General features: G+C 46.5%; 24 protein-coding genes. 14 read left to right on the top strand and 10 right to left on the bottom strand.

All coding sequences use genetic code 11. The features are described from left to right. Positions 1-107: 107 nt before the first annotated feature. From ybeY to recO, 4 genes are all read left to right on the top strand, one after another. On the top strand, positions 108-563 hold the full coding sequence (ybeY, locus tag U4956_RS13965) for an rRNA maturation RNase YbeY (protein ID WP_323091326.1): 456 nt from the start codon (positions 108-110) through the stop codon (positions 561-563). Continuing rightward, a complete protein-coding gene (locus U4956_RS13970) occupies positions 544-912 on the top strand; it encodes a diacylglycerol kinase family protein (protein ID WP_323091327.1) in 369 nt (122 codons plus the stop codon). The genes ybeY and U4956_RS13970 overlap by 20 nt, the downstream gene beginning before the upstream one ends. A 14-nt stretch (positions 913-926) precedes the next feature. Next, the gene (gene era / locus U4956_RS13975) at positions 927-1,826 is read left to right on the top strand and encodes a GTPase Era (protein ID WP_323091328.1); all 900 of its coding nucleotides are present in this window, start codon (positions 927-929) and stop codon (positions 1,824-1,826) included. A gap of 155 nt (positions 1,827-1,981) precedes the next feature. Beyond that, positions 1,982-2,764 carry a DNA repair protein RecO gene (recO, locus tag U4956_RS13980; protein ID WP_323091329.1) on the top strand — a complete coding sequence of 261 codons (783 nt, stop codon included), beginning with the start codon at positions 1,982-1,984 and terminating at the stop codon, positions 2,762-2,764. A 136-nt stretch (positions 2,765-2,900) separates the two neighbouring features. Here recO and U4956_RS13985 read toward each other — a convergent pair whose 3' ends face one another. Next, positions 2,901-4,556: an Rqc2 family fibronectin-binding protein gene (locus tag U4956_RS13985; protein WP_323091330.1), complete on the bottom strand. Its 1,656-nt coding sequence runs from the start codon at positions 4,554-4,556 to the stop codon at positions 2,901-2,903. 369 nt (positions 4,557-4,925) lie between these two features. On the opposite strand from U4956_RS13985, the gene U4956_RS13990 reads away from it, so the two are divergent. Beyond that, positions 4,926-5,810 carry a hypothetical protein gene (locus U4956_RS13990; protein WP_323091331.1) on the top strand — a complete coding sequence of 295 codons (885 nt, stop codon included), beginning with the start codon at positions 4,926-4,928 and terminating at the stop codon, positions 5,808-5,810. A gap of 234 nt (positions 5,811-6,044) precedes the next feature. Here U4956_RS13990 and pstB read toward each other — a convergent pair whose 3' ends face one another. The 5 genes from pstB to U4956_RS14015 form a co-directional block, all read right to left on the bottom strand. Further along, positions 6,045-6,803, bottom strand: coding sequence for a phosphate ABC transporter ATP-binding protein PstB (gene pstB, locus U4956_RS13995; RefSeq protein WP_395528915.1), 759 nt, complete (start codon positions 6,801-6,803; stop codon positions 6,045-6,047). After that, positions 6,803-7,720 (bottom strand): phosphate ABC transporter permease PstA, encoded by a 918-nt coding sequence (gene pstA / locus U4956_RS14000; protein ID WP_323091333.1) that lies wholly within the window; start codon positions 7,718-7,720, stop codon positions 6,803-6,805. Before pstA ends, pstB begins: the two co-directional genes overlap by 1 nt. 20 nt (positions 7,721-7,740) lie before the next feature. After that, complete coding sequence (gene pstC / locus U4956_RS14005; protein WP_323091334.1) at positions 7,741-8,595, bottom strand: phosphate ABC transporter permease subunit PstC; 855 nt, start codon at positions 8,593-8,595, stop codon at positions 7,741-7,743. Between the two features lie 2 nt (positions 8,596-8,597). After that, positions 8,598-9,461 carry a substrate-binding domain-containing protein gene (locus tag U4956_RS14010; protein ID WP_323091335.1) on the bottom strand — a complete coding sequence of 288 codons (864 nt, stop codon included), beginning with the start codon at positions 9,459-9,461 and terminating at the stop codon, positions 8,598-8,600. Positions 9,462-9,641: 180 nt separating this feature from the next. Further along, complete coding sequence (locus U4956_RS14015) at positions 9,642-9,788, bottom strand: hypothetical protein (RefSeq protein ID WP_323091336.1); 147 nt, start codon at positions 9,786-9,788, stop codon at positions 9,642-9,644. Between the two features lie 81 nt (positions 9,789-9,869). Between U4956_RS14015 and gmk the strand changes: the two genes are divergently transcribed. From gmk to U4956_RS14060, 9 genes are all read left to right on the top strand, one after another. After that, complete coding sequence (gmk, locus tag U4956_RS14020) at positions 9,870-10,436, top strand: guanylate kinase (RefSeq protein WP_323091337.1); 567 nt, start codon at positions 9,870-9,872, stop codon at positions 10,434-10,436. A 237-nt stretch (positions 10,437-10,673) separates the two neighbouring features. Next, the gene (rimP, locus tag U4956_RS14025) at positions 10,674-11,132 is read left to right on the top strand and encodes a ribosome maturation factor RimP (protein WP_323091338.1); all 459 of its coding nucleotides are present in this window, start codon (positions 10,674-10,676) and stop codon (positions 11,130-11,132) included. A gap of 19 nt (positions 11,133-11,151) precedes the next feature. Next, complete coding sequence (gene nusA / locus U4956_RS14030) at positions 11,152-12,912, top strand: transcription termination factor NusA (protein WP_323091339.1); 1,761 nt, start codon at positions 11,152-11,154, stop codon at positions 12,910-12,912. 306 nt (positions 12,913-13,218) lie between these two features. Next, complete coding sequence (rnpM, locus tag U4956_RS14035) at positions 13,219-13,479, top strand: RNase P modulator RnpM (RefSeq protein WP_323091341.1); 261 nt, start codon at positions 13,219-13,221, stop codon at positions 13,477-13,479. Beyond that, entirely contained in the window at positions 13,469-13,822 is a 354-nt protein-coding gene (locus tag U4956_RS14040) for a hypothetical protein (RefSeq protein ID WP_323091343.1), read from the top strand. The genes rnpM and U4956_RS14040 overlap by 11 nt, the downstream gene beginning before the upstream one ends. Before the next feature lie 98 nt (positions 13,823-13,920). Continuing rightward, complete coding sequence (gene infB / locus U4956_RS14045; RefSeq protein WP_323091344.1) at positions 13,921-15,789, top strand: translation initiation factor IF-2; 1,869 nt, start codon at positions 13,921-13,923, stop codon at positions 15,787-15,789. Next, a complete protein-coding gene (gene rbfA, locus U4956_RS14050; RefSeq protein ID WP_323091345.1) occupies positions 15,779-16,174 on the top strand; it encodes a 30S ribosome-binding factor RbfA in 396 nt (131 codons plus the stop codon). Before infB ends, rbfA begins: the two co-directional genes overlap by 11 nt. 214 nt (positions 16,175-16,388) lie before the next feature. After that, a complete protein-coding gene (locus tag U4956_RS14055; RefSeq protein ID WP_323091346.1) occupies positions 16,389-17,399 on the top strand; it encodes a zinc-dependent peptidase in 1,011 nt (336 codons plus the stop codon). 759 nt (positions 17,400-18,158) lie between these two features. Continuing rightward, a complete protein-coding gene (locus U4956_RS14060) occupies positions 18,159-18,674 on the top strand; it encodes a hypothetical protein (RefSeq protein ID WP_323091347.1) in 516 nt (171 codons plus the stop codon). 778 nt (positions 18,675-19,452) lie between these two features. On the opposite strand, the gene U4956_RS14065 is transcribed toward U4956_RS14060, so the two are convergent. The 4 genes from U4956_RS14065 to U4956_RS14080 all read right to left on the bottom strand — a co-directional run bounded on the left by U4956_RS14065 (position 19,453) and on the right by U4956_RS14080 (position 25,646). After that, the gene (locus U4956_RS14065; protein WP_323091348.1) at positions 19,453-20,208 is read right to left on the bottom strand and encodes a nitrous oxide-stimulated promoter family protein; all 756 of its coding nucleotides are present in this window, start codon (positions 20,206-20,208) and stop codon (positions 19,453-19,455) included. A 73-nt stretch (positions 20,209-20,281) separates the two neighbouring features. Further along, a complete protein-coding gene (gene cydC / locus U4956_RS14070) occupies positions 20,282-21,958 on the bottom strand; it encodes a thiol reductant ABC exporter subunit CydC (protein WP_323091349.1) in 1,677 nt (558 codons plus the stop codon). Beyond that, a complete protein-coding gene (locus U4956_RS14075) occupies positions 21,945-23,762 on the bottom strand; it encodes an ABC transporter ATP-binding protein/permease (protein ID WP_323091351.1) in 1,818 nt (605 codons plus the stop codon). The genes cydC and U4956_RS14075 overlap by 14 nt, the downstream gene beginning before the upstream one ends. A gap of 675 nt (positions 23,763-24,437) precedes the next feature. Beyond that, positions 24,438-25,646, bottom strand: a complete 1,209-nt coding sequence (locus U4956_RS14080) for an acetyl-CoA C-acetyltransferase (RefSeq protein WP_323091352.1) — start codon at positions 25,644-25,646, stop codon at positions 24,438-24,440. Positions 25,647-25,659 lie beyond the last annotated feature (13 nt).

A 25,659-nucleotide genomic window follows, 5' to 3' on the forward strand; every position in this document is an offset into this window, starting at 1 on the left:
TCGGAAAATCGCCTTTTTGTATTTTGTAAACCCCCGCACTCGGATCGGCCAAAGGGAATTGGCGCCACAGACCGGGCCGAATATCAATCGTGGTATAGAATAGAGACATGGAAATCGTATTTACTCAACTCAATCCAGAAGTACCGGATCATGATTATGAAACGGACTATCTGGCGATTATGGAAAAAGCAGGAAAGTTTCTCAATCGCAGCGAGAATCTTGTCTGCTCAGTGATTTTCTGCTCACCCCAGCAGATTCATGAAGTGAACCGGGACTATCGAAATGTCGATCGGCCGACGGACGTGATTTCCTTTGCTATGCAGGATGATGCGAGTAATATCCTGATCGAAGAAGAGGAGAATGAACTGGGAGATATTTTTATCAACACTCAGGCAATCAAAGATCAGGCCAAAGAGTACGGTCACTCCACCCGCAGGGAATCCTGTTTCCTTTTCTGTCATGGGCTGCTTCATCTGATGGGCTATGACCACATGACAAAGGAAGACGAAGAAGTCATGTTCGGCCTCCAGAAGGAAATTCTGCATGGCGTGGCTGATCGATAGATTCAGGTATGCATTTGCGGGAATCCGCTATGGCTGGCTGCACGATAAAAGTATCCGCTGGCAGCTCATTGCAGCAGGGATTGCAGTTTTAGCTGGATTTCTTTTTCAGATTCGCATCGACCAATGGTTATGGGTTGCTTTAGCGGTGGCGCTGGTGATCATGGCAGAAATTTTTAATTCCTGCATTGAAAAAACCATCGACTATATCAGTCTGGAGCGCAACGAAAAAGCACGGGTCATCAAAGATATGGCTGCTTCGGCTGTCTTTGTCGTTTCCTGCTTTGCCTTTCTGGTCGGTGTTGTTGTTTTTCTTCCACCATTGATCCAATGGATGACGAAGTGGATTTAAGTGAGGTTTTTTGAATGGAAAATTTTAAATCTGGCGTGATCGCCATTGTCGGCCGGCCAAATGCCGGCAAGTCGACTCTGATGAACGCTTTGCTTCATGAAAAAGTGGCCATCATGTCCGATAAACCGAATACAACCCGCAATAACATTGCGGGGATTCTGACCAATGATGATACCCAATATGTCTTTATGGATACGCCGGGCATTCATAAACCCCAGCAGGAACTGGGACGAGTGCTCAATAAAAATGCCTATATTGCCATCGAAGATGCGGATGTCATCGGCTGGATTGTCGATGTGACCCAGGCTTTTGGGCCTGGCGATGAGTTTGTCTTAAACCGTCTGAAAGAGGCCGGCAAACCAGTTGTTCTGCTGGTTAATAAAGTTGACCGCCTCAACAAAGAAAAACTGCTCAAACGTCTGGCTTACTGGAGCAAAATTTATGATTTTGCAGACATCGTTCCTCTGTCGGCTTTAAAACATGACAACCTGGAAACGGTTCTGGAAGTCTTCCGTAAGTATCTGCCAGAAGGCCTGCCGTTGTATCCAAGTGAGATGAAGAGTGATCACGGACTGGTTTTCCAGCTCTGTGAACTCGTCCGGGAAAAAATTCTGCAGAAAACCCATGAAGAAATTCCGCATTCGGTCGCGGTATTGCTTGAGAGCATGGAAGAAAAGAATGGCAAAGTCTATCTTTCCTTTCTGGTTATCGTCGACCGCGATTCTCAAAAAGGCATCCTGATTGGCAAAGGCGGCGATATGATTCGTGAGATCCGCCTGGCCGCTCAAAAAGAAATCAAGGAAAAGCTGAAAAAGCCAGTCAACATGGAATTATATGTCCGGGTTGAAAAGAATTGGCGCAACAAAGAGTCCAAGATCAAAGAATTCGGTCTGGATGAACTTTCTGAAAACTAACCATTCTGGCCCGCTTTCTGTGTTTTGGCTGATCCGAAGAACTGTGTTCATCAACATTCCCGACAGGAATTTGCCTGCCGGGATTTTTTCCACCATGAATACGGAAAGCAGAACTGGAACAGGAACAAAAGAAACAAAACAGGAAGGACGAAAATATGAATGAAGTGCAGCAGTTTCCCGTCAGTGAACAGGGAGAGCCAAAAGTTGAAGGTCTGGTTCTGTCGATGATCGATTATGAAGACCGCAATGGAATTCTTCATATCGCCACGCCAGAAAAAGTCTATTCGGTCTATGCCCGCGGCATCCAGTCGCAGTCTTCTAAAAACCGAAGACTGGCTATGCCGTTTTCACGGGTCATTCTCAACTATGATCCGAAGTATTCGAAAAATATGATGTTTCTGATCAATGGTTCCGTCGAAAAGTCGTACTGGAAAGTCGGGGAATCGCTGGAAATGCAGACAGTCAGTTCGATCTTGACCAGCCTGATTGAATCATTTGGCATTGACCCGGATCTTTACGCTCATCTGGAAGCCTTCTGGTCGAGTGTCCAGCAAAGCGAGATGAATCGGGCCCTGCTTCATGCCTGCCGGATTGTGACGGGCATTTTAAAGAAAACCGGAACGATTATGGATGTCGATGAATGTGTAGTCTGCCAGACAAAAACCAAGATTGCCGGTATCTCAATCGAAAACGGCGGCTTTGTCTGTAAAGAACATCTGGATCCAGAGCAGGGAGATCAGATCTTTTCCAGAGATGACCTGATCAAACTTCGGGGTCTGGTCAAGATCAGGGAGGATCAGCTCGATGTGCTCTATTCCTTTCAATGGGATCTGCCATTTCTGGTGTTTTTGTTAGACTGGCTGGTCTATCACAATGACTATCGCCTCAAGAGTCTGGACTTTCTGAAAATGCTGCTGCCAAAAAGAACCGCCGCCTGAAAACAGACGACGGTTTTGCTTTTGATATTTGGTATAGGTGGAATGGCTAAAGAAATGGGGCAGCCCCAGTATCGCGCAGCCCCAGTATCGCGCAGCCCCAGTATCGCTTTGAAAAGCACTTCCAGAAAAAAACAGACTAGAACGTCTCCTCTTCATCGACTTGGCGGGATTTGATGGCCGCTTCGATCTTTTGGGCATCCGGATCAATATAAATGGTCTGATAGGATTTCATCGTGACAAATCCAGGTCCTTTTTTCGGGACTTTTTTCAGATTCGAGATGCGGGTGTAGTCGATGGGTACACTTGAAGAATTGCGTCCTTTGGAAAACCAGGCAGCCAGGCTGGCCGCAAACCGAATCTCATTTTCCGTGGGATTTTCGCTTCGTAACACGACATGCGAGCCATGGTAATCCTTAACGTGGAACCATAAATCGCTGCGGTGGGCCAGATTCCAGGTGATGTACTGGTTTTGCAGGTTATTCTTGCCCGCATAAATCGTCGCATCGCCCATCCGGATTTCGATGATGTTGGGCATCTTTTTGCGTTTCTGGCGGGTGCTGCTCTGCTTCAGACGCATGAAATGACGGCCTGCCAGTTCCTGACGGATTTCGAGAACGTCATCTGCAGTGCAATAGTTGAGCTGCTCTTTGAGCGTTTCAAAGTAGTCGATCTGGTCCTGGCATTCTTCGATCTGTTCATTGAGGATTTCAATGGAGCGTTTGAGCTTATGATACTTCTTGTAGAACAGATTGGCATTGTCTTTCAGTGAATAGCGCATATCAATCGGAATGGAAAGTATAACCCCCTCTTCTTCAAAAGAAGGCAGTTCCATAATGGGTTTCTTTTCCAGGTACAGATTAGCAAACAGAACATCGCCATACTGCCGATAGCGGTCATAGTCCTGGGACTGCTCCAGGGTTTCTTCCAGCCGGGGCAGTTTGCGGGAAAGTTTTTTGACTTCTCGGTCGACCGCTTTAAAGACATCCCCGCACTGTAAGGCAATCCGCTTACGGGTTTCATCGGCTTCAAACAATCGCTCCAGTCCTTCCATCAGCGGCATTGCTTTTTCTGGCTGCTTAAGATGAGTCAGAGGCAGGCAGTGATACTCCTTGTTATAGGTGTAGAGACTGGGGGACGCTTCGAGTTCTTCCATGATCTGATCATAGGACTGTCCATTTTGCATGCGGAAGAGAAATTCTCTTGAAAGTGTTGGGGAAAAGCCCTCAATCTGGCTGACCAGACTCTTTTCAAGGTTCAGAGGACCCGGGTGAAGGGGGTCATAGCGATCTGGTTTTTCCGGCAGAGTATATTCGGCACCAGGATGAAGCAGACGCTTTGAATTTTCAAAGACTGGGATTCGCTTGAGGCAGTCAATGATGGTATTGGTGGCAGAATCGACCAGAACCAGATTGGCATATTTTCCCATCATTTCTGCATACAAATCGTATTCAACCCGATCTGATAATTCATTGGCAGCACTGATATGGAATCGAACCAGACGGTCATATCCCATCTGTTCAATCTCAGTGATATATCCCTGGCTGATCCGTTTGCGCAGCATCATGACAAATGCGCTCGGGTTAGGAAGCGGCTCTTTCTGGTTTGAGCATAGATAGAGCCGGCATGTATTGGAATGAGCAGACAAAGCCAGGCGGGTGGACCCCAGTTGGGGTTTATGTAAATAAAACAGAACTTCTTCATCAGACAGACACTGAATCTTTCCGATTTTTGCGCCTTCGTATTTTTTTAAATCACGAACGACGCGGTTGAGAAGCATTCCATCAAAAGGCATAAAAAACTCCTTTCCAGACGATCATAAGTCCTTATATTACAGGACCAATGACCATTTTGACAGGATGTTTTCAATATATCAGGTGACAGGCTTGTTGTCAGGAAGATGAGAACTGGTCGAAATGAAAAGTCCGGTATCCAAGAGCGCGAGTTGAAATCAGAGTAAAAAATAAAACCGGCGATTGATATATTGAATTCTTCGTTAGATAGGATTGACGTATCAATCGTTTAAACTAAAACGATTGAACATCCTGTAAAATAAGAATAAAACAGCCGCTCGCTTTGACGAACAGAGACAAATTCAGGTTTTGAACCATTAAAAGCCTCAAAGCGATCATCGACTTCTGGCTGTAAAAAAGGAGAACAACATATGGCTTTGATCAAGAAAACACTCATTACTCTGCTTGCCGCCAGTCTTTGGTTAGGCGGCTGCCATTTATTGCCATTAAAAGCCGCTGATGAATCCTACGCCGATCTGGCAGAGAAAATCCCAGACCAGCAGTCTTTGACAGCGAATGCCTCAACAGAAAAGGGACTGCTGTATCGGCTGATGAGTTCCTGCGCGCTGCAAAGCGCAAAAGAGGAATTTGAAAGCCCGGCAGTCATTGTCAACTATCGAACGTTGCAAGGACACTGGACCATCATCTTTAAGGAAGAAAACGCTTTATATGAGATTACTCTGATGGAGGATTACTTAAATGGCGGAATTGGCTGGTGTTATGTTGCCCAAACCAGAAATGGCCGCCGGACGCAAGTGAATATGGGACGAAATCAGGGAACGATCTATCACGTTGGAAGCAGCTTTGAGAGAGATTCTGAGTTTGGAGACGATTTTAATGCGCAGATTCAAAGTGATGTTGAGGCAGTCTTGTCTTTGGACTCATTTCTGCTTCTTCGCGAATTTCCAGACTATTTTGACGTCTGGGAAAATGCCAAGTCTGATGTTCATCGCCAGTATGCCTGGAAAGTGACAGATCGCGACGCACTGTCCGAGGCCATCAGCAATTCCCGCTATGTTAAACTTGGAAATACCATCCCGCCTGATTGTGTGGGCACGTTTACCGTCGTTTCAAGCGGGGCTGTCATCGAGTGGAGCAATACAGATTTTGAAGGAAGACAGAACGTTGGGGCGATTCGAGTTCTTGAAGGGATGAATACACAGTTCTGGATTGATTTCTTTAATCAACCGCTTCCTCAGGAAGAAAGCGAAGTGGATCTGGCTGGTGCATGGCCGGAGAATCTGCCTGCCTTCTAGAATTTGAAAGGACTCAAAAGAGAAACCGGATTGGAAAGATCAGACTGGAAAGTCAAAGCCGAAAAAAAGGATACGTTGAAGTATCCAGTATCTTGCTTATTCATCTGCCGCAAAGTTTCATGAGCAATCGAATTTTTATCCAGAGGATAGACCAGTCAAAGAGCTGATCTGAGCTGAAAAAAGAGGATCTGCTTTGATTGCCAGATGGTATCAATTCCAAATAATAATAAACAATCAGCCAAAGACGCCAGTGATATAGTCTTTGGTTTTTTGCATAGCAGGATTGGTAAATAATGTTTTCGAGTCAGCGTATTCAATCAGATCGCCTTGATAAAAGAAAGCTGTCTGATCGGCAATCCGCATTGCCTGCTGAAGGTTATGGGTGACGATGATAATTGTATAGTGTTTCTTCAGTTCCAGGCAGAGTTCTTCAATTTTCGCGGTTGAAATTGGATCCAGTGCGCTGGTTGGCTCGTCCATCAGCAGAATTTCCGGCTCGGCCGCCAGAGCTCTGGCGATGCATAAGCGCTGCTGCTGCCCGCCGGAAAGAGATAAGGCGGATTTTTTCAGATCGTCCTTGACTTCTTCATACAGAGAAGCCTGTTTGAGTGCTTCGATCACGATGGCTTCCAGTCTTGCTTTATTTTTTTCGCCATGCGTTCGCGGACCATAGGCGACATTATCAAAAATGCTCATCGGAAATGGATTGGGTTTCTGAAAGACCATGCCAACGCGTTTGCGAAGAGCATTGAGGTTTACATTTCCATTTATATTTTTTTGATCCAGCAATATTTCTCCCTCAACTTTACAGCCCGCAATCAGATCATTCATTCGATTTAGGCAGCGCAGAAAAGTAGATTTTCCACATCCGCTTGGGCCGATCAGGGCGGTGACAGAATATTCAGGAATTTCCATCGAAACTTTATGAAGAGCAGGCTTACCGTTGTAGCTGACCTGAACGTCATGAGCCTGTAAAATGTTTGGATTCATCATCAGTGTCCTTTCGTCATTTTTCTTTGAATCAGTTTCTGAGCCAGGTTCGTCAATATGCAGAAGACTAACAGCACCACAGCTACCGCATTGGCCTGATGGATATACAGACCTTCATTGAGAAGCTTGTACAGATGAACGGAAAGAGTGGCTCCTGGATCAAGCAGATTGAAGGACGCTTTGGCAAGCGTTCCTGAAGTGTAGATCAACGCAGCTGATTCTCCTAAAATTCGACCTGAGGCCAGCAGAATCCCGGAAAAGATACCGCTGGCCGCCTGGGGCAGAACAACTTTGAAAATTGTCTGCACCCGGCCGGCTCCCAATGCAAAGCTGGCTTCACGCATGGATGTCGGTACGGCATGCAGGGCTTCCTGAGCAGTTCGCAGAATCAAAGGCAGCACCAGAATGGCCAGGGTCAAAATTCCGGAAAGCAAGGACAGTCCGAGGTGAAGAGCGTAGCCAAACAACAGCATGCCAAACAGACCAAAGACAATAGAGGGAATTCCAGCCAGCGTCTGGGCGGTGATGGAAACCAGATCCACGAATTTTGAACCAGGTCTGGCATATTCTTCCAGATAGATGGCCGCCCCAATGCCAACGGGCAAAGCAATCACCAGAGTAGCCGCAATCATCAGTATCGTGTTGAGGATGGCCGGCATCATCGATACATTTTCGGTGGTATAGGTCCAGGAAAACAGATCTGCTTTCAGCCATGGAATCCCATTGACCAGAATGTAAAGGATCAGTCCAGCCAGAATGAAGATGGAACAAAAAGCAGCCAGAGAACAGAGAATTCGTAAAGCCAGCCCAATGTGATCCGTCTTCTTTTTAAACAGATCAGCGCAAGACCGGGTGTGCGATTTGGAAACAGGCAGGAAGGCGGGCTGCGTGATGACAGTTGTCGGCAATAAAGGTTTCATATTGACTTTGATTCTCCTTGTCATCCCTTTTGATGACGAGTTTTAAAAAATCCGATATTCATGATCAGAATCAGAATAAACAGGACGGTGCCCATCGCAATCAGCGCCTGGCGGTGCAGTCCGGATGCATAGGACATTTCCAGTACGATTCCTGTGGTCAGAGTTCTGACCGGTGAAAGGATACTGGTGGGCAGAATGGCTGCATTTCCAGCCACCATGATGACGGCCATGGTTTCTCCGATCGCCCGGCTGATGCCTAAAACGATGGCGGTTCCAATTCCGCGGGCAGCCGCCGGCACGCAGACAAAAAAGACAGTATGGTCATGCCCGGCGCCCAGAGCCCGGCTGGCTTCATAGAAGGAAGGATCAATGCTTTGCAGGGCGTTTTCGCTGACGGACACAATTGTTGGCAAAATCATGATGGCCAAAAGCAGGGAAGCACAAAGAATCCCTTTGCCGCTCGATCCAACAAAGACTTTTTGCATCCATCCCACCAGAACGACCAGACCAAAAAATCCAAAGACAATACTTGGAATCCCAGCCAGAAGATCAATTGCTGACTTGAAAGGGCCATAAAGTTTTTTCGGGCAATAGTAAGCCAGGTAAATTGCTGTAAGGACCCCAAGCGGGACACCAAAGAGGGCGGCTCCCAGTCCCAGACAGATGGAGCCAACGATCATGGCAAATATTCCATATTGTCCTTGCGAAGGGGACCAGTCTGTCGAAAACAGGAAGTTCAGCGGGCCGATTTCCACGATGGCCGGCAGTCCATTGGCAAACAGAAACCAGCAGATCAGTGCCACACTCAAAATGCAAAGAGCAGCGCATCCGGCAAACAGAAGCTGTAACCAGGTCTCTTTTCGATTCGATTCCATAGCTAGTTCAGGGCGCTCCAGTCCGTAATGGCCCCGGAATAAATTTCTTGAACCTGACTTTTGCTTAATCCGTCCACCGGATTATCCTGGCTGACAATCAGGGCGATTCCATCCTGAGCGATTGGTGTGCTGGTTAAAGACTGGCTTTTCTCTTCATCGTTCAGCTGCCGCGAGAGCATTCCAAGATCATAGACACCTTGGGCGGTTGAACTTGCTCCAGTCGAAGAATCAGTCTGTAAAACAGAAATTTCTGCCTGGTCGTTTTGTTTCTGGTATTCTTCAGCCAGCTTTTCCATCACTGGCGTGACCGAAGAGGATCCGCCGACACTCAGGGAGCCGCTGATTCCCGCGCTGGCCCACTCACCCAAGTCACCAGCAGGCACATAGCCTGCATCCGCAATAATTTTCTGCCCCTGCGAGCTTAGAATGAAGGCTTTAAAGTCATCAGCCAGAGCGTTCTGGACTCCTTCTTTTTGGGCAATCAGAAACGGACGGCTGATAGAATAAGTTCCATCAGTGATGGTTTCAACACTGGGTTTTACGCCGTCAATGGCTAAGGCTTTGACATTGTCATTGAGACTGCCCAGCGAAATATAGCCGATTGCGTTTGGATTCTGGCTGACGGTGGCCATCATGACTGCGGTTGAATTGGTGATTTCAGCATCAGGAACGATCAGATTCTGACCCTCTTTTTCCAGCTGGAACAATTCGCTGAAAGCCGATCGGGTTCCGCTGCCCTCTTCCCGGCTCAATACAGAAATTGTACTGGCTGAAGAAGAAGCCGGCTGGGACTGGCTGCAGCCGCTAAGCATCATCACTAAGGCAGCGGCCCCAAGTTTTTGAAGAGTTGTTTTTCTGGATTTCATGTTCATACCTCGTTTTCACGCGGCCAGTATAGAAGATTGATGTTAATCCTGAAGACAGATTTGGTAAGAAACTGGAAAAAGTTCGGTAAAAAATTTGCATAGTCAGAAAAGAAAGATGTGAAATTTCTAAACCTGGTCAAAAGAACGTCGCTGCAAAAGAAGAGTGCTATTATAGAATTTTTAAACTACGCGTGACAAACCAGAGTTTTGGGTGACTTCAGCCAATGGCCAAAAATCTTCAGAAAACGGCTGGTGGCTGATCGATGAGCAGTCAGCAGATGAACGCAAGGCATCAAGAATTGCTTTCCAGCTGGCTTCTGGAATCATTTTGGATGCATTCCAGTTAAACTGTTAGTATCCAACCCAAGTTGAAACAACCCGTTTTGTTCAGAAAAGGAGTCTGTGTTTATGAGTGAACCAAAAATTATTGTTTTAAGCGGCCCAAGTGGCGTCGGAAAGGGAACAATCCGGAAAATGCTGGATCTTGATGCCCTGAATCTAGTCAATTCGGTCAGCTGGACTACCCGGGATCCCCGGCCTGAAGACATCGAAGGCGTAACGTATCACTTCGTCAGCCAGGATGAATTCCAGAAAAATATTGACGAAGATGGCTTTGTTGAATATGCCGGCTATACCAACAATGCTTATGGAACGCCTAAAAAACAGCTGGAAGACTGGATGGCCCAGGGAAAAAATGTCCTGCTGGAAATTGAAGTGAATGGCGCTAAGCAGGTGATGGAAAAATATCCTGAAGCTGTTTCGATTTTCCTGGTGCCCCCAACGATGGAAGACCTCAGAAAACGTCTGATCGGCCGCAAGTCTGAAGATGAAGCCAAGATTCAGGCAAGACTTGCAGCCGCGCAAAAGGAATTAGACCAGAAAGACAACTATCAGTACCAGGTGGTCAATGATGATGCCAACCGTGCCGCCACAGAAGTCGCGAAGATTATTCAAAGCTGCACTTCTGGCAAGTAATGGATCCATATCTTTGACCAACTCGCAGGCGGCCTGCAAGCCAATAAAGAAAGCCGCCAAGGTAAAAGAGAAATCAAACTTTCAATTCAGAATCATCCGGTTGTCCTCGCTTGATGGAGAATTGAACAGGTGCTAAACTGATTTCAGAATCAATCCTGAGGGAGCGGGGGTCCGCTCCCTTAGATTTTGTCTGGAGAATGAAAAACTCATTCTCGCTAAGGTTTATAAGGAGTATAAATGGAGAATCTGAAAACCTGGATCGAACCACTGCTCGAAGCACAGGGCTGTTCTTTGTATGATCTCGAATGGGATACAAAGATGAAACCTCCAGTTTTACGCGTCATGATCGATCGCGAAGATGGCGGTGTAGATCTTGATTTATGTGCAGCCTGCTCGGAAGAGATTTCCAAGCGTCTCGATGAAACCGATGAAATTCCACAGGAATATATGCTTGAAGTCTGCAGTCCGGGAGCTGAGCGTGAACTGAGAACTGAAAAACAGATCGAGGCTCAAGTTGGCAAGTATGTCACAGTCAAAATGAAAGAGCCAGTTGACGGCTTTCATGAAGTTCTTGCCAAACTCGATGAAGTCAGCCCAGAAGCTTTAAAATTAAGCTTCTTTATCAAAGGACGCCCAAAGAAACTGAGCGTGGATCGAACCAATATTGCGCTGATTAAAAGTGCAGTCAAAGTGTAAAAAAACAACAGAGGAAAATATGCCTAAAAAAGGAACTAACAACACAAAAAAGAAAAATGATAACGCCCAGGCAGCGTTTCTCAACCTTCATAACTTTCGCAACCTGCCTAAGGAAGTCGTAGAAGAAGCCCTGTCTGAAGCCATCGAAAAAGCCTATCGCAAACGCAATGATCTTGATGATGCCCGCATTAAAACAGTTTTTGATACGGATGGCCGCATTAAAGCTTACCGTTTGTGGGATGTCGTAGAAACCGTTGAATTCCCGGACTATCAGCTCGATGTGGATGAAGCCAAAGACATCACGCCAAATCCAAAAGTGGGAGATGTTCTGGAAGAAGAAACGGATATTGACAACTTTGTCCGTGGTGATATTTCGACTGTAAAAAGCGTTATGCTTCAGAAGATCAAGGAAGCCGAAAAGAAAGAAATCATCGACAAGTATTCGGACAAAGTCGGCGATATGGTCACTGGTAAAGTTGAATCTGTTGAAAACAAGTTTGTCATGGTCCGTTTAGGCGGAACTCCAGATGGCAAGCTGCAGCCTGGTGCTACGGATGCCGTCATGCGCAAATCTGACCAGATTCCAACTGAAACCTATCAAGAAGGAGAAATGATCAAGGTCATCATCTCCAAAGTCGATAAAGAATCCAAAGGATCAATCGTGATGGTCAGCCGTGCTGACAACGATATGATCAAGCGTCTGTTTGAAAAAGAAGTCCCGGAAATCTACCAGGGAACAATCGAAATCAAAGCCATTGCCCGCGATCCAGGCCAGCGTGCAAAAATGGCTGTTGTTTCCAAACGCGAAAATATCGACCCGATCGGTGCCTGCATTGGCCAGGGCGGTATGCGCGTGCGCGCTATTTCTGAAGAGTTGAAGGGTGAAAAAATCGATATCTTCAAATGGTCTGATGATATTCAGGAACTCGTGAAAAACGCACTCTCTCCAGCTCAGGGAGTTGAAATTTTCTTAGCGGAAGATGCTGGCGACAAACTGCCTTCTGACAAGAACCCGCGCCGCCCTATGAAAGATGGAAGAGTCCGCGAAGATCAGCGCAAAACGCTGGTGGCCGCTGTTCCCAATAATCAGCTGTCCTTAGCGATCGGTAAAAAAGGTCAGAACGCAAAGCTGGCTTATAAATTAACCGGTCATCGAATCGATATTCGCTCTCAGGAAGAACTGGATGAACTTGGTCTTGACTGGCGCTCTCTTGTCGAAAAGATGCATAACGAATACGAAGAAAAGAAAGCCCAGGAACATGCCTATAAACAGGCTCAGCGAATTGAAGAACTCAAAAACACTTCTGGCCAGACGGCTGTGATGCCGCATCTGAGCGAACTCGAATCGGATGAAGTCTTTGAAGATGAAGCCCTGAAGCAGACTGCTCCGACAAAAGAAGCAGTTCCAGCAGCCGGCGCTCCAAAATCTGAAAATGCTCAGGATCTTGAAGAGGCAGCCCGTATTGCCAAGGAAAATCGTCGTTCTCTTGCAGAAAGACGCACCAACTACGTTTCTAAATTTGAAACCGTAGAGCCTGCCAAAGCAGAACCTTCTGCTCCAGCCCGCCCTTCCAAACCTTATCGTTCTAAAGACGACAACAAGAAGGAAGAACGCCGCTTTGAAAAGAAGAAACCTACCTTCAATACGATGCATCCAATCTATACGGAAGATGAACTCGAGGAGATCGAAAATAACGAACTCGAAGAAGAAATGAACGCTTCCTGGAATGAAGACATCGACTACGAAGAATACGATTCTTACTACGACGATGAATATTAGGCCTGAAGCCTGTCGGGCTTTGATAAGGCCTTAAAAAGAAAGCTGAAAAGAAACGCGGCTTTGATCTGAAAAATGGATCGCCGGATTGAAAAACCATACGGTCCATGCAGATTGAAATGGATATCCCTGACCAGACAGAAAGCGATACCCAAAGCTTTGGCATTGATCATGAATGACAATCTCTGCTAAAAAAGTCGGATTTTAATTGATCTTGCAAAACTTTCCAGTCACAATAGACTGTCTGGACTCTGCCTGATTGGGCCTTGACGCCCGATCAGGTGGTTTTCAGGAAGAAAGGAAACGGATATGCGTAAAATTCCAATGCGAAAATGCGTGGTCACGCAGGAACGCTTCCCCAAACAGGAACTGATCCGGGTGGTCCGCACTCCGGAAAATGAAGTTATTGTAGATGTCACGGGCAAGAAAAACGGCCATGGCGCCTACATCCAGAAATCGTTAGAAACCCTGGAAAAAGCCAAGAAAAACAAAGCACTGGCACGTGCTCTGGAATGTGAAATTCCACAGGAAGTCTACGATAAGCTGGAACTGGTCATCCGTGCCGGCTGATCAGATTCTCTCTTTAGCGCAGCTGTGTGTCCGCACCGGCCGCTTTGCCAAAGGAGATGCTTTAATCCCATCCATTCAGAAAGAACAGGCAAAAATCGTTTTGCTCAGTGATGGATGCGGAGCCAATCGTGCCAAAAAAATTCAGGATAAATGTGCCTATTATCAGATTCCGCTGATTCTTCTTTCGGCAGCAAAATTTGAGAGTATCAGCTCCAAGATTAATGGAGCCTTTGCGATTCTCGATCCCGGCTTTGCTAAAGGAATCATTCAGGCTGCGATGCATCGTGAAGATGTTCAAGCCTTCAATCTGAAAAAGACCAAAACTCCTGAAACCAGTCAATAGCCTCCTGTATGAGGCCCTGCTTCTAATTCCAAAAGCTCTGCTTTTGATTGGAAGCAGAGTTTCATGCAGGGAAAAAATTAGAGAAGGATGGTGGTGAAATGGCTAATAAGCCAGTAAAACGCAAACCGGCAAACAACCGTAACCGCAACAACAATAACCGGAATAACAACCGCAATAACCATACTCCAAGACCAAGAATTGAGTATCCAAAAGAAATTACCTACTCACTTCCGATTACCATCGGCGAGCTGGCTGAACTGATGAAACGGAACTCTTCCGAAATCATCAAGTTCCTGTTTCTGCTTGGCAATATGTCAACCATTAATACAAGCCTGACTGACGATGAAATCGAACTGATCTGTGAAGAATTCCATGTGAAGCCGCACAAAGAAGTCGTTATCGCAGAAGACGATATCGAAGACCAGATCGTAAATCGCGTCTTTGATGAAAAAGACCTGAAACCAAGACCACCAGTGGTTACAATCATGGGTCATGTTGACCATGGTAAAACAACTCTGCTCGACACCATTCGAAATGCACATGTTGTCAAAGGCGAATTTGGCGGCATTACCCAGCATATTGGTGCCTACCAGGCATCCGTCAACGGCCGCAAGGTGACCTTCCTGGATACTCCGGGTCACGAAGCCTTTACTGCCATGCGAGCCCGTGGTGCTCAGATCACCGATATCGTTGTTCTGATTGTTGCAGCGGATGATGGTGTCATGCCACAGACCAAAGAATCTATTGACCACGCCCGTGCCGCTGGGGTGCCAATGGTTGTTGCTGTCAATAAAATCGATAAGCCAGGTGCGAACCCGGATCGCGTCATGAGCGAACTGGCCAACGAGGGTGTAATGCCTGAAGCCTGGGGCGGCGATACGATCTTCAACGAAATCTCTGCCCGTTCCGGACAGGGTGTTGACGATCTGCTTGAATCCCTGCTGTTAGTTGCTGATATGCAGGAACTCAAAGCCAACCCGGATGTACCTGCTTCTGGTACGGTAATCGAAGCCAAACTGGATAAAGGCCGTGGTCCAGTGGCTACCCTGCTTATTCAGCAGGGAACTCTGAAATCTGGCGACTCCGTCGTTGTTGGCAGCGCGTATGGCCGAATCCGTAAGATGACTTCCGATAAAGGAATGGAACTCAAGAGTGCTGGTCCATCTACTCCAGTCGAAATCATCGGTCTGAATGAAGTGCCAAAAGCCGGTGATGTGTTCATGGTTTACGACTCTTACAAACGCGCCGCTGAAATTGCCCAGAGCCGTGCCCAGAAACAGATTGAGCAGGAACGTTCGGCAACCTCTGCCCGTTCCTTAGAAGATATGGCCCGTATGATTTCTGAAGGGGATATGAAGGAAATCAATATCCTGATCAAAGCGGACGTTCAGGGGTCTGCAGAAGCCATGAGAGCTTCTATCGAGAAACTGAATGTCGATACCGTCAAAGTCAACGTGATCCGCTCGACTGTCGGTACAATCACCGAATCGGATATCATGCTTGCCTCCGCATCCAATGCGATTATTTACGGCTTCAACATCCGTCCTACTGCTGCAATCCGTAAGAAAGCAGAAGAAGAAGGAGTTGAAATCCGTCTGCACAACATCATCTACAAAGCGCTTGAAGAAATTGAGGGTCTGATGAAAGGTATGCTTGCCCCAGTTTACGAAGAAGTTGTGACTGGCCAGGCAGAAGTTCGTCAGATTTACAAAGCCAGCAAGGTTGGAACCATTGCCGGATGTTACGTTACAGATGGTGTAATCAAACGTGACTCGCGCTGCCGTCTGATTCGTGATGGCATCGTGGTCTACACTGGCCGTCTTGGTTCTTTACGTCGTTTCGAAAACGATGTCAAAGAAGTCAGCCAGGGCTTCGAGTGTGGTCTGACCATCGAAAACTTCAATGACATTAAAGTTGGCGACATTGTCGAAGCTTTCGAAGACAAGGAAGTTAAAAATGACGCTTAAACAGGACAGAATGGATCAGATTCTGAAAAAAGAAATCAGCCGGATCCTGCAGTTCGAACTGAAAAACCCGAAACTTGGTTTCGTGACTGTTACGGATGTTGAATGCACCCGTGATATGTCACAGGCTAAAGTCTATGTTTCCTTTTTAGGAAAACAGGAACGCAATGATGCGGGTATGAAAGTACTGCGTGCATCGAAAGGATTTATCCGTTCGACGCTGGCTAAAAACATCAAAGCCAGAAAGATGCCGGATTTGATTTTTGTTCAGGATACGTCTTTAGAGCATGGACGTAAGATCGATACGATTATTTCGAATTTGCCGCCTGCCAAAGAAGACACTGAATCCGATGCTGAACCCTCTTCAGAAACTGCTGCTGAAGAGTAAATCAACAATCAGTATTGTGTCAGCCGTGACGAATCAGCCTCGCTGAATCGTGGATAAGACTCTGCCCAGGACCGAAAACAATCCAGCGGATTTCAGGTCCTGAAGATAAACCTGGAGTTTCAGACTTTCCTTTTTCTCTTTTGTGGAAACGGGAAGAGATTCCGGTTTATCGACTGGGCGTCACAGTCGATCACAATTCGAAACGGAAACCGATATGAGAAGAAAGCAAACACTGGACCTGAAAGGCAGAAGGGACAAAGACTCTTCTGCCTTTGGTCTTTTCATCAAAGCATTGATTTACGCAATCGTAATTTTTATCGGCGGCCTTTTTGTGATGCTGCTGGTGACCGGCATGCTGTCTTACTGGCAGATTGCCATTCGATATTCCGTTCTGTGGATCATGCCGCTGGTCATCGCGATCAGCTTCTTTCTGGATACCCTTTTGCGCAACCGAAAATATGCCTACTGGATGTGGGGAGTTGCCATCGCGATTCTGGTTGGGATAGAAGCCGTATTCCTGCTCAATCCGCCTGACCAGTTTGCTCAGCTTCGCTTTATCAAATCGCATGCTGAAGAGATTGCCCGTCAACAGAAAGAACCGTTGATTGCCGATGTCACCCGCATTTCGGAAAGTAAGATCCCGTTGTATGTGGAAACCCGTTCCAATGCCAAGCCGCTGGATGATGAATCCATCGCGTATCTGGTGAACCTGATTAATGCCCTGCCAGATACACTGACCCAGAAAGCAGCCGGAATTTATTTTGTTGAAGAGGATGAATTCCAGGCCAATGCTGCAGGCAAGCAGAACATTGATGCTTTTGCCGGTTATGTCCGCCTGGAACAATCAGCGATGTATATCAAGATGCATGATCCGGCTGAAGCGGATCTGTATCTATATGTCTGCCATGATGGCAAACAAATTCCATGGGGCGAGGCGGAAACGTATAAGGAAACACTGATTCATGAACTGGTCCACCTGCTGGATATTCAGTACGAAGGCAAAAACGTTTACCTGTCTGATTCTAAAGACTGGCAGGATCTGTTTGCGAAACATCAGTACGATCTGAGTGAGTACGCTGCTACCGATCCGGTCGAATTCTTTGCGGAAGCAGGAACCTATTATTTTCTGTATCCGGAACTTTTAAAACAATCTGCTCCAGATGTTTACGATTGGTTTGTGACCAATCTGCCAGACTTTCAGCCTGATGAAAGTCTGGCTTTTTAAGTTCTGGCAGCCAATCAAAGTCAAAAGGATCCGGCAGAGAAGTGGCATCGAGATAATAGGTGTGCAGACAAGAGAGAGCAAAGCCAGCTTGAAGATCGTTCGAAAAGAGCAATAGTTTTGAAAATAAAATGGTTCAGACAGGAAACAGTTCAGACAGAAGACAGCAAGACAAATAAGAAATTTGAATTAGACCATCGTTTTTGTGGATCAGAAAGAATGCACTGGCCGATGCAGGGATCAGCAACGTGGATGAAAATATTCCAAAGCAGTAATTTAATATTATAGGTCCAGACTGCCAGAGCTGTCTATTTCATGAATGAGATAGGAAAACCCAGGCAGTCTGAAAGGCTCTGAAAATGAAAACAAGACCAGCGCGCTGAGCAGGATGTATAAATATCTGGAATTTGGTTGACGAAGACGGAAATCTATGATTGAAAATGAACAAAGGCTGATCGGAAATTGTGGAAAATATGGGAAAAAAGGGTGAAAGAGCAGACAGGAAGATCGTCCGAAAAGAGCCATTCTACCCCAAGTAATGATTTATGATCTCCCCTGGAGAAAAAAGCAGATCTGAATTATGTGAAATAAGTAAAATAATCGGGAGACAAGAACAAAATCACCAGATCGTTTTCCCGTATTTGTATGAAAAAACGAAAAAATGTAAGCGTGCAATGTTAAGATCACACTAAAGATTGCCGTTATCCGATTTGTATCCTGTGTCAACATTGTATTTTATGTTTTTTTACCTAAAGTATAGGCATGAGCAAAAGAACCGATTCCGCAGTTGACTGCATGCAGTACCTTGAACAACGTCTGATCGAACAAAGTAATGAGAACTGCGTAGATGAACAAAAAATACACGATCTTCTTTACCTTTCTTTGAAAGAAGGGTATGCAATCTTTGAGGAACCGATCCTTGAAGGCTCTTTTGTAAGCCAAAAGACCGGCCCATATTGTGTGGAACTGAACGCAATGTCGATTCAGCGTAAAAAGCTGTTCCCAATTACTTTACGAATGTCCCGCCAGACCATTCTGGTTTTGAATTCAATCCTTGAGCAATATGGCCACTGTTCCCATGAACAGCTGATGAGAATCATCTGCCGTGATGAAGCCTGGCAGTCAGCCCGAAAGAATTCAAATGAGACATTTTTTGGAGTCATTGATTCTGAGTTGTTAAGAACGGACTCCCGCAAAGTCAGCGTAATTAGATCCCTGTGGAAAATGGATCATAACTTCTATGCAGATCCATCCTCGATGGCAATCCATCTGAACTAATCCTGATAAAAAACAATCCGGTCGATTCATGAACATCGGTACGAAGATTGATAATGGCCTGTCCAGTGTGTCTGGGCGGGCTTTTTTGTATCCCATGCGCAGTGATGTCTTTGATGTTCCTATAAGAGAAGGATAAAGTCAAGTGAAGTCCCCTCAGACAGATTGAGTCTGATGTCTATATCAGAAAACAATCCAAAAAGCAAAGAAGCAAAACCGGTTGTTCCAGTTCTATTCAGGCTGTGGAGAGGCTGCTTGTGGAGGGGCGTCTGGAGGTAAGAAAACTGGATAGAAAGAAATCGGGCCAGCACCAGGCCGAAGCGAAAACATCTGACGAATTTTCAGTATAAACACAGAGGTCAGACAAATTTCAGGGTTCGTTCCGACCTTTGAGTAAAGCCGGGTTTCGATTGATAACAGCCTGCTGGAAAATGAATCGTGATTCCAAAAACCATCTGAAGAATAAGAGAGATACAGCGAGTTCTAATGGCATTCCTCCAAAACAGGTCTGTACATCGGCTGTAAGGGCTAAAACAGCGAGGAGCAGACTTGGGTTGATTGATCACAAGAATATTGAACAGGAAGCTTTTCTGCCCCCCGACTCCGGGGCAAACAGCCACAAAAGAGTTCAGCCGATGGAGACAGTTTTTTCCTTAGCGTTGGCAGAAATAAAAAAGATCACAGACCTGTTCAGCCTGTGATCAGAAATTAGATTTGACCAGTCAGAATTCATCCTTTTAATGGAATCGACCAGAAACAAAAAGAAGGAATGAAGTGTGGATTATTGTGGAGCAGATCCTGCCGGGAGGGTTTTGATCCTGTATTTAAAATACGCCAGATGGCCAAGCCATACGAAGACCAGAATCCAGCGGGCCCATGGCACTTTGCTCATCATCAGAAAACCAAAGAGCATCACCAGAGAAATGGTTATCAGCACCCGCCGCTTAGCTGCGGTGGTCATCCCTCGCTGTTCACGCCAGTCTTTGATGTTGTTTTTATAAAGATCGGTCTGTAAAAACCAGTCGTTGAGCTTTTTTGAGCTGCGGCCAAATCCGAATGCCGCTAAAAGCAAGAAGGGAAACGCTGGCAGCAGCGGCAGAACAGCCCCGATAAAGCCAAGGATTAATCCAATAAAGCCTACCAGCAGATAGAACATCCGTTTGAAAAGATCATGATGTTCGATCCATAGATGATGGATCGTCATCACAGGATGGTGAAGCAGCATCCGTGGCCCGGAGTAGCGCATGACCTGACGGATTTCATCCCGTTTCTGTGCCTGGTAACAATGCACTTTGCAGGCAGAGCAGAAGGTTTTGGATTCCATAAACGGACATTTATCAATGCGCAAGCGGGCGTATGTTTTCAGATCTTCAGTCTTGATGGTATTGGGATTTCCTTTTTCATAGAGATCGATCATTTCGCAGACGATCTTCTTTTCAAATGCGCGGCGGTCTTTAATTTTTTTTGTTTTCTTTTCATCCAGGCCGGCTGGGCTGGGCTGGAGTTTATTGACAGGTTGGGTGGACTGAGTATTCATGGTCGGTCCTTTCCTTTCTAATTTTCTGGAGTTCGATATTTTGATCGTTTGTTATGAGTGATGGATTTCAGATTTAGCCAGCCTGAGGGGTTATTTGTGGACTCTGGATTTTACCATCGGCCATCTTGATGTTGCGATCAGCAAAGCCTAACGTTCCTTTACGGTGAGAGATCAGAACGATGGTCCGGTCTTTCTTTTCATCGACAATGGCTTTCAGAACAGCTCCTTCATTGAGCGCATCCAGATTGGAAGTTGGTTCGTCAAGCAGCAGAATTTTTGAATTGTGCAGAAAAGCCCGGGCCAGACCTAAACGCTGGCGTTCACCCGCAGAAAGGGAAGAACCCATTTCGGCCACTGGTGTCTGATAGCCCTGGGGGAGGGAGACAATCAGATCGTGGATATTGGCTTTCTTGCAGGCTGCAATCATTTCTTCTCTGGTGGCATCTGCCTTGGCAATCCGCAAGTTCTCTTCAATTGTGTCCGCAAACAGGATCGTATCCTGGAGCACGCAGCCCTCCAGATCACGCAGGGAAGCTGTATTGGTTACGGTCAGATTCTGATCGGCCAGCGAAACGGTTCCAGCTGTTGGATCCCAGAAACGCATCAGCAGCCGCAGCAGAGTAGACTTTCCACAGCCCGATGGACCCGAAATACCCAGAATCTGATTGGGAGCAATATCCAGATCCAACTCTTTTAAGACAGGTGTCTTTTTGTTATAGGCAAAGCTGAGATGATTGAGATCAAAGCGACCATACTGACCGTCTTTGCCATTCTTGACTTCATGGGTCTGGGGTTCTTCTTCCAGTAAAGCCAATACACGCTCACCGGCACCAAGAGTGGCGGATAAACCGGTGGAAAGATTTGCCATGGCGGCAACGGGACCAAAGGTAGAAAGCTGGCCGACAAGGGCCACCAGAACCTGAGAAGCATCGATCTGGCCGCTTGCATACAGCAATCCGCAAAGCAAAGTCATCGCCAGTCCAGACAGAACGATCAGGCTGTTGACGATCGAAGTGGAGTCGGCCTGCATGCGGCGCATTTTCTTTTCTTCTGTATAGAGTTCATCAGTTCTGGCATTCAGCTTTTGAATCCGGGAAGGGATCTGGCCAAACTGGAGCAGTTCAAAAATCCCACGGGTGCTTTCCAGAACGAATCCGCCCAGTTTTCCAGACAGATCGCGCATTTTCTTGCCAGCCTTTGCAGCTTTGGGGCCAATGACTGCCACCGGAAGAAAAGCAACCGCAGCATAGGAAAGAAAAAGCAGCAGAGCGATCGACCAGTGGATAGCGGCTCCAATCCCCGCAAAGATCAAAGAACAGATCAGCGCAATGCAGATTGGAGAAATCGTATGGGCATAGAAGACTTCAAGCAGTTCCACATCTCCGGTGATCATCGAAATGAGATCGCCCTTGTTGCGCCCTTCCAGTTTTGCGGGGGCAAGTTTTCGCAAATCCCCAAAAACTTTGTCACGAATCTGGGCAAGCAGTTTGAAGGCAATGTAGTGGTTGCAGGCCTGCTCGCCATAACGCAGAATTCCGCGCAGGATTGCACAGACGACTAAGGCAAGGATCACGCTGCCAAGGGAAGCCTGAGGATTGTTCATCAATACCCCAAGTCCCCAGGCTCCAAGCACCGGAATGGCACTGGCAGCCAGAAATCCAAGGACACCAAGCGTAATGGCGCAAAGCATCCAGCCCCACATGGGCAGGGCTAGTTTGATCATTGAAAGTAAGAGTTTAGCGGACTTCATGCTGGTTCTCCTTTCTGTTCTCGTCTGCTGGAGCTTTCTGGTCCAAGGCAGCGGAGTAGGCTTCAAGCTCAGCCTGACGGCCGGCCATGCGGGCATATTCACCATTCTGTTTTTTCAGATTAGCTGCTTTGCCGCGCTCAACCAGTTCGCCTTCTTTTAAGACAAGGATTTCATCGGCCAGATCCAGATTGGCCAGACGATGAGAAATGCAGATCACCAGACGATCTTTACTGGCTTCATGAGCGGCTTTCATCATCAGATGTTCAGCGTGGGAGTCCACTGCACTGGTCGCTTCATCCAGAATGAGGACGGGCGCGTTTTTAAGCAGTGCCCGGGCGAAACTGACCCGCTGGCGCTGACCGCCAGATAACGAAGCGGCCTGTTCGGAAAGGTGGGTATCCAGACCGTTTATCTTTTCAAGATCGTTCCAGACACCCGCCTGGTTTAAGGCCTGGATCATCTCTTCATCTGTCGCACTGGCTTTGGCAGCCAGCAGATTTTCACGAATTGTTCCAGAAAAGAGGGTACTTTCAAAGCTCAGGATAGTGATGTGATCAGAAAGTTCACTTGAAGCAATATTTTCAATTGGAACAGTGTTGAGGGTTAAAGCCTTGCTGGAATCATCCAGTTTTCCACAAAGAAGGTTGGCCAGAGTGGATTTACCGGACCCGGATTCTCCACAGATGCCGACAAAACCAGGGCCAGCCAGTTCGAAATCCATATGACGAAGAGCTTGTTTGCCCTCATTGCCCTCATTGCCCTCATTGTCTTCATAGGCAAAGCACAGATTCTCGGCTTTATAGATAGGTGTTCCCTGAGGAAAGGATGCCTGACGTTCTTTGACTGGGACATCGAAAATCTTGAACATGCGGTCAGCTGCAGCCGAACCATTTAAGGAAACATGGAAATAGCTGCCAAGCAAGCGCATTGGCAAGAAGAATTCAGCCGATAACAGCACAATGCTCAGGGTCTGGAACAGATTGATGTTTCCATTTCGGTAGGAGAACAAGGCTGAAACAATACCGGCAGCTGCCCCGCCATAGGCCACCAGATCCATGACAGAAATGGAGTTGAGCTGCATGATGAGAACCCGCATGGTGACTTTGCGGAAGTTTTCGGCTTCTTCATTCATCTTCTGATGTTTACGTGCATCTGCGTTGTAGACCTTGAGTGTCGTCAGGCCCTGAAGGTTTTCCAGAAAAGAATCGGAAAGACCGGCGTATTGACCCCAGTATTTATCGAGCAGTTTTTTGGCAAATTTCTGGACCATCACGATGGAAGCCGGAATCAGAGGAACACAGATCAGCAGAATGAATGCGGAACGCAGATCCCAGAAAGCCAGCAGCACAAACAGGGTGACGGGAGCAGCCAGGGCATAGAAAAATTGGGGGAGATAATTTGCAAAATAGCTCTCCAGCTGCTCAATTCCATCATTGGAAAGCTGCATGACTTCAGCACTGGAAAAATAGCGAACATAGGAAGGCCCGATTTCAGCTACTTTGGCCAGCAGACGCTCACGCATCGTCTGCTTGACGCAATGGCTGCTGGCCACCGCATTGGCTTGCGCTCTTCGGGTAAAGAAAGAACGCAGCACACTCAGACTCGCCAGTCCAATACAGGCAATCACTAGAGTGGTTGTCGAAAAAGGATTTCCCACTAAAAAGCCGGCACAGATTCCAGATAGAATCAGGGTTGTGCCAACTGAACAGATCAATCCGAACCATTGGTCGATGACGTTTGCACGGATGAATTTCATCGCCTCTGGAACAGATTGAATCAAGCGTTTGTTAAACATTTTTTTCATACCTCTTCAATGAAAAAGCCTGTAGATCAGGTGTATTCATCGTCTTTCTACTGAATGATTAGTTTTCGCTAACTCATTATGCCAGAATCGTTGAGTATGTCAAAGTTAACTTTTTGCCAAATCTTTGATCTTGATGGATTGACTTTTAGATAAAGGGAAAATGAAAAGAAAATTGAAAAGGTGAAGGATATTTTGATAGAAACCATTGAAAAAGTATCCTCAACAGATAAAAATCGATTCGCTTACATTCCCCAAGTGAATAAGGTGAACAGAACTCGATCCATTCAACTCTAACGGCGGCTTTGAATATCCAGGATCGCAAGTGGTTGGTCTGGCTCTCTAAACTTAATTGAGGTCTTTCATACTTTCTGGCAGGGGGCAATCGGTGCTGTTTGTTAAGAGTGTCTGGTATTCCATCCTTACTGAAAGGATTTTAAGAGAGACTGATCAGAATTTCCTTAGAAAACCGCAACTTCGCATAAGAGCCAAAGCAATCGCGATTTCCTGATTTTTCTGGATTTTCGACAATTTCTGAGCGAATCGACAGACAGGGATACGTACTATCTTTTTCAACATTCCAACCCAAGACGGATTTGATCAATCAGAGCGCAAAAAAAACAGGCTGAATCCATCAGCCTGTTTGAATTGCAAGTTTGCGTTCTATCGTTTAGAAGATCATTCGCACATTTTAACGATAACAGCAACACCCATGCCGCCGCCGATGCAAAGGGAAGCGAGACCATAAGTGAGGTGACGTTTAGCCATTTCGTAGAGCAGAGTAACCAGGATACGGTTTCCGGAAGCGCCTACTGGATGTCCAAGAGCGATTGCACCACCGTTTACGTTTGTTCTTTCTAACAGAACTTCTCTGTCAATGCCAGTGTTTTCGATCAGTTCATGGATTACACCAAGAGACTGAGCAGCGAAAGCTTCGTTCAGTTCGATTAACTGCATCTGATCCAGAGTCATATCTGCATTTTTCAGAGCGTTGAGGATGGCTGGAGTAGGACCAAGACCCATAGTTAATGGATCAACGCCGCCCTGGCCGAAGGCAACCACTTCTGCGATTGGTTTTAAGCCATATTCTTCAACAGCGGATTCAGAAGCAACGATGCACATGGAAGCACCATCGTTGATACCAGAAGCGTTACCAGCAGTAACACTTCCGTCTTTGATGAAGGCTGGTTTTAATTTAGCCAGCAGTTCAAGAGAAGTTTCACGAGGTCCTTCGTCAGTATCGAAGACAACGGTTTTCTTGCGCTGTTTGATTTCGATTGGAACGATTTCATCTTTGAATTTGCCTTCAGCGATGGCTTTGATTGCTTTCTGCTGAGAAGCCAGAGCAAATTCGTCCTGCATTTCGCGAGTCAGGTCATATTTTTTTGCAATGTTTTCAGCGGTAACGCCCATGTGAACGTTATTCATTGCATCAGTTAAAGCATCGTTGATCATGGCGTCAACCATTACCTGGTTGCCCATTTTGGATCCGACACGGTTTTTGCCGCTTACCAGGAATGGAGCAGCAGACATGTTTTCAACACCACCGGCTACGATGACTTTGCCCCAGCCAGCACGGATTCGGATTGCCGCTTCGATGACAGCTTCCAGACCGGAACCGCAGACCATGTTGATGGAGTGTGCAGGTACGCTGTTTGGAATGCCTGCATCTAAGGAGACGTGACGGGCAATGTTCTGTCCCAGACCAGCGGAGATAACGTTACCGATGATGACTTCGCTGACCTGATCAGGTTTAACGTTTGCCTGTTCCAGGGCTGCTTTCAGAACTGTTGCACCCATTTCTGCACAGGATACACTTGTCAGAGATCCCATGAATTTGCCGATGGCCGATCTTTTCGCGCCAACGATATAAGCTTTTTCACTCATTTTTATTGCCTCT

It is taken from the genome of Allobaculum sp. JKK-2023, assembly GCF_034745455.1.
Lineage (GTDB): Bacteria > Bacillota_I > Bacilli_A > Erysipelotrichales > Erysipelotrichaceae > Allobaculum.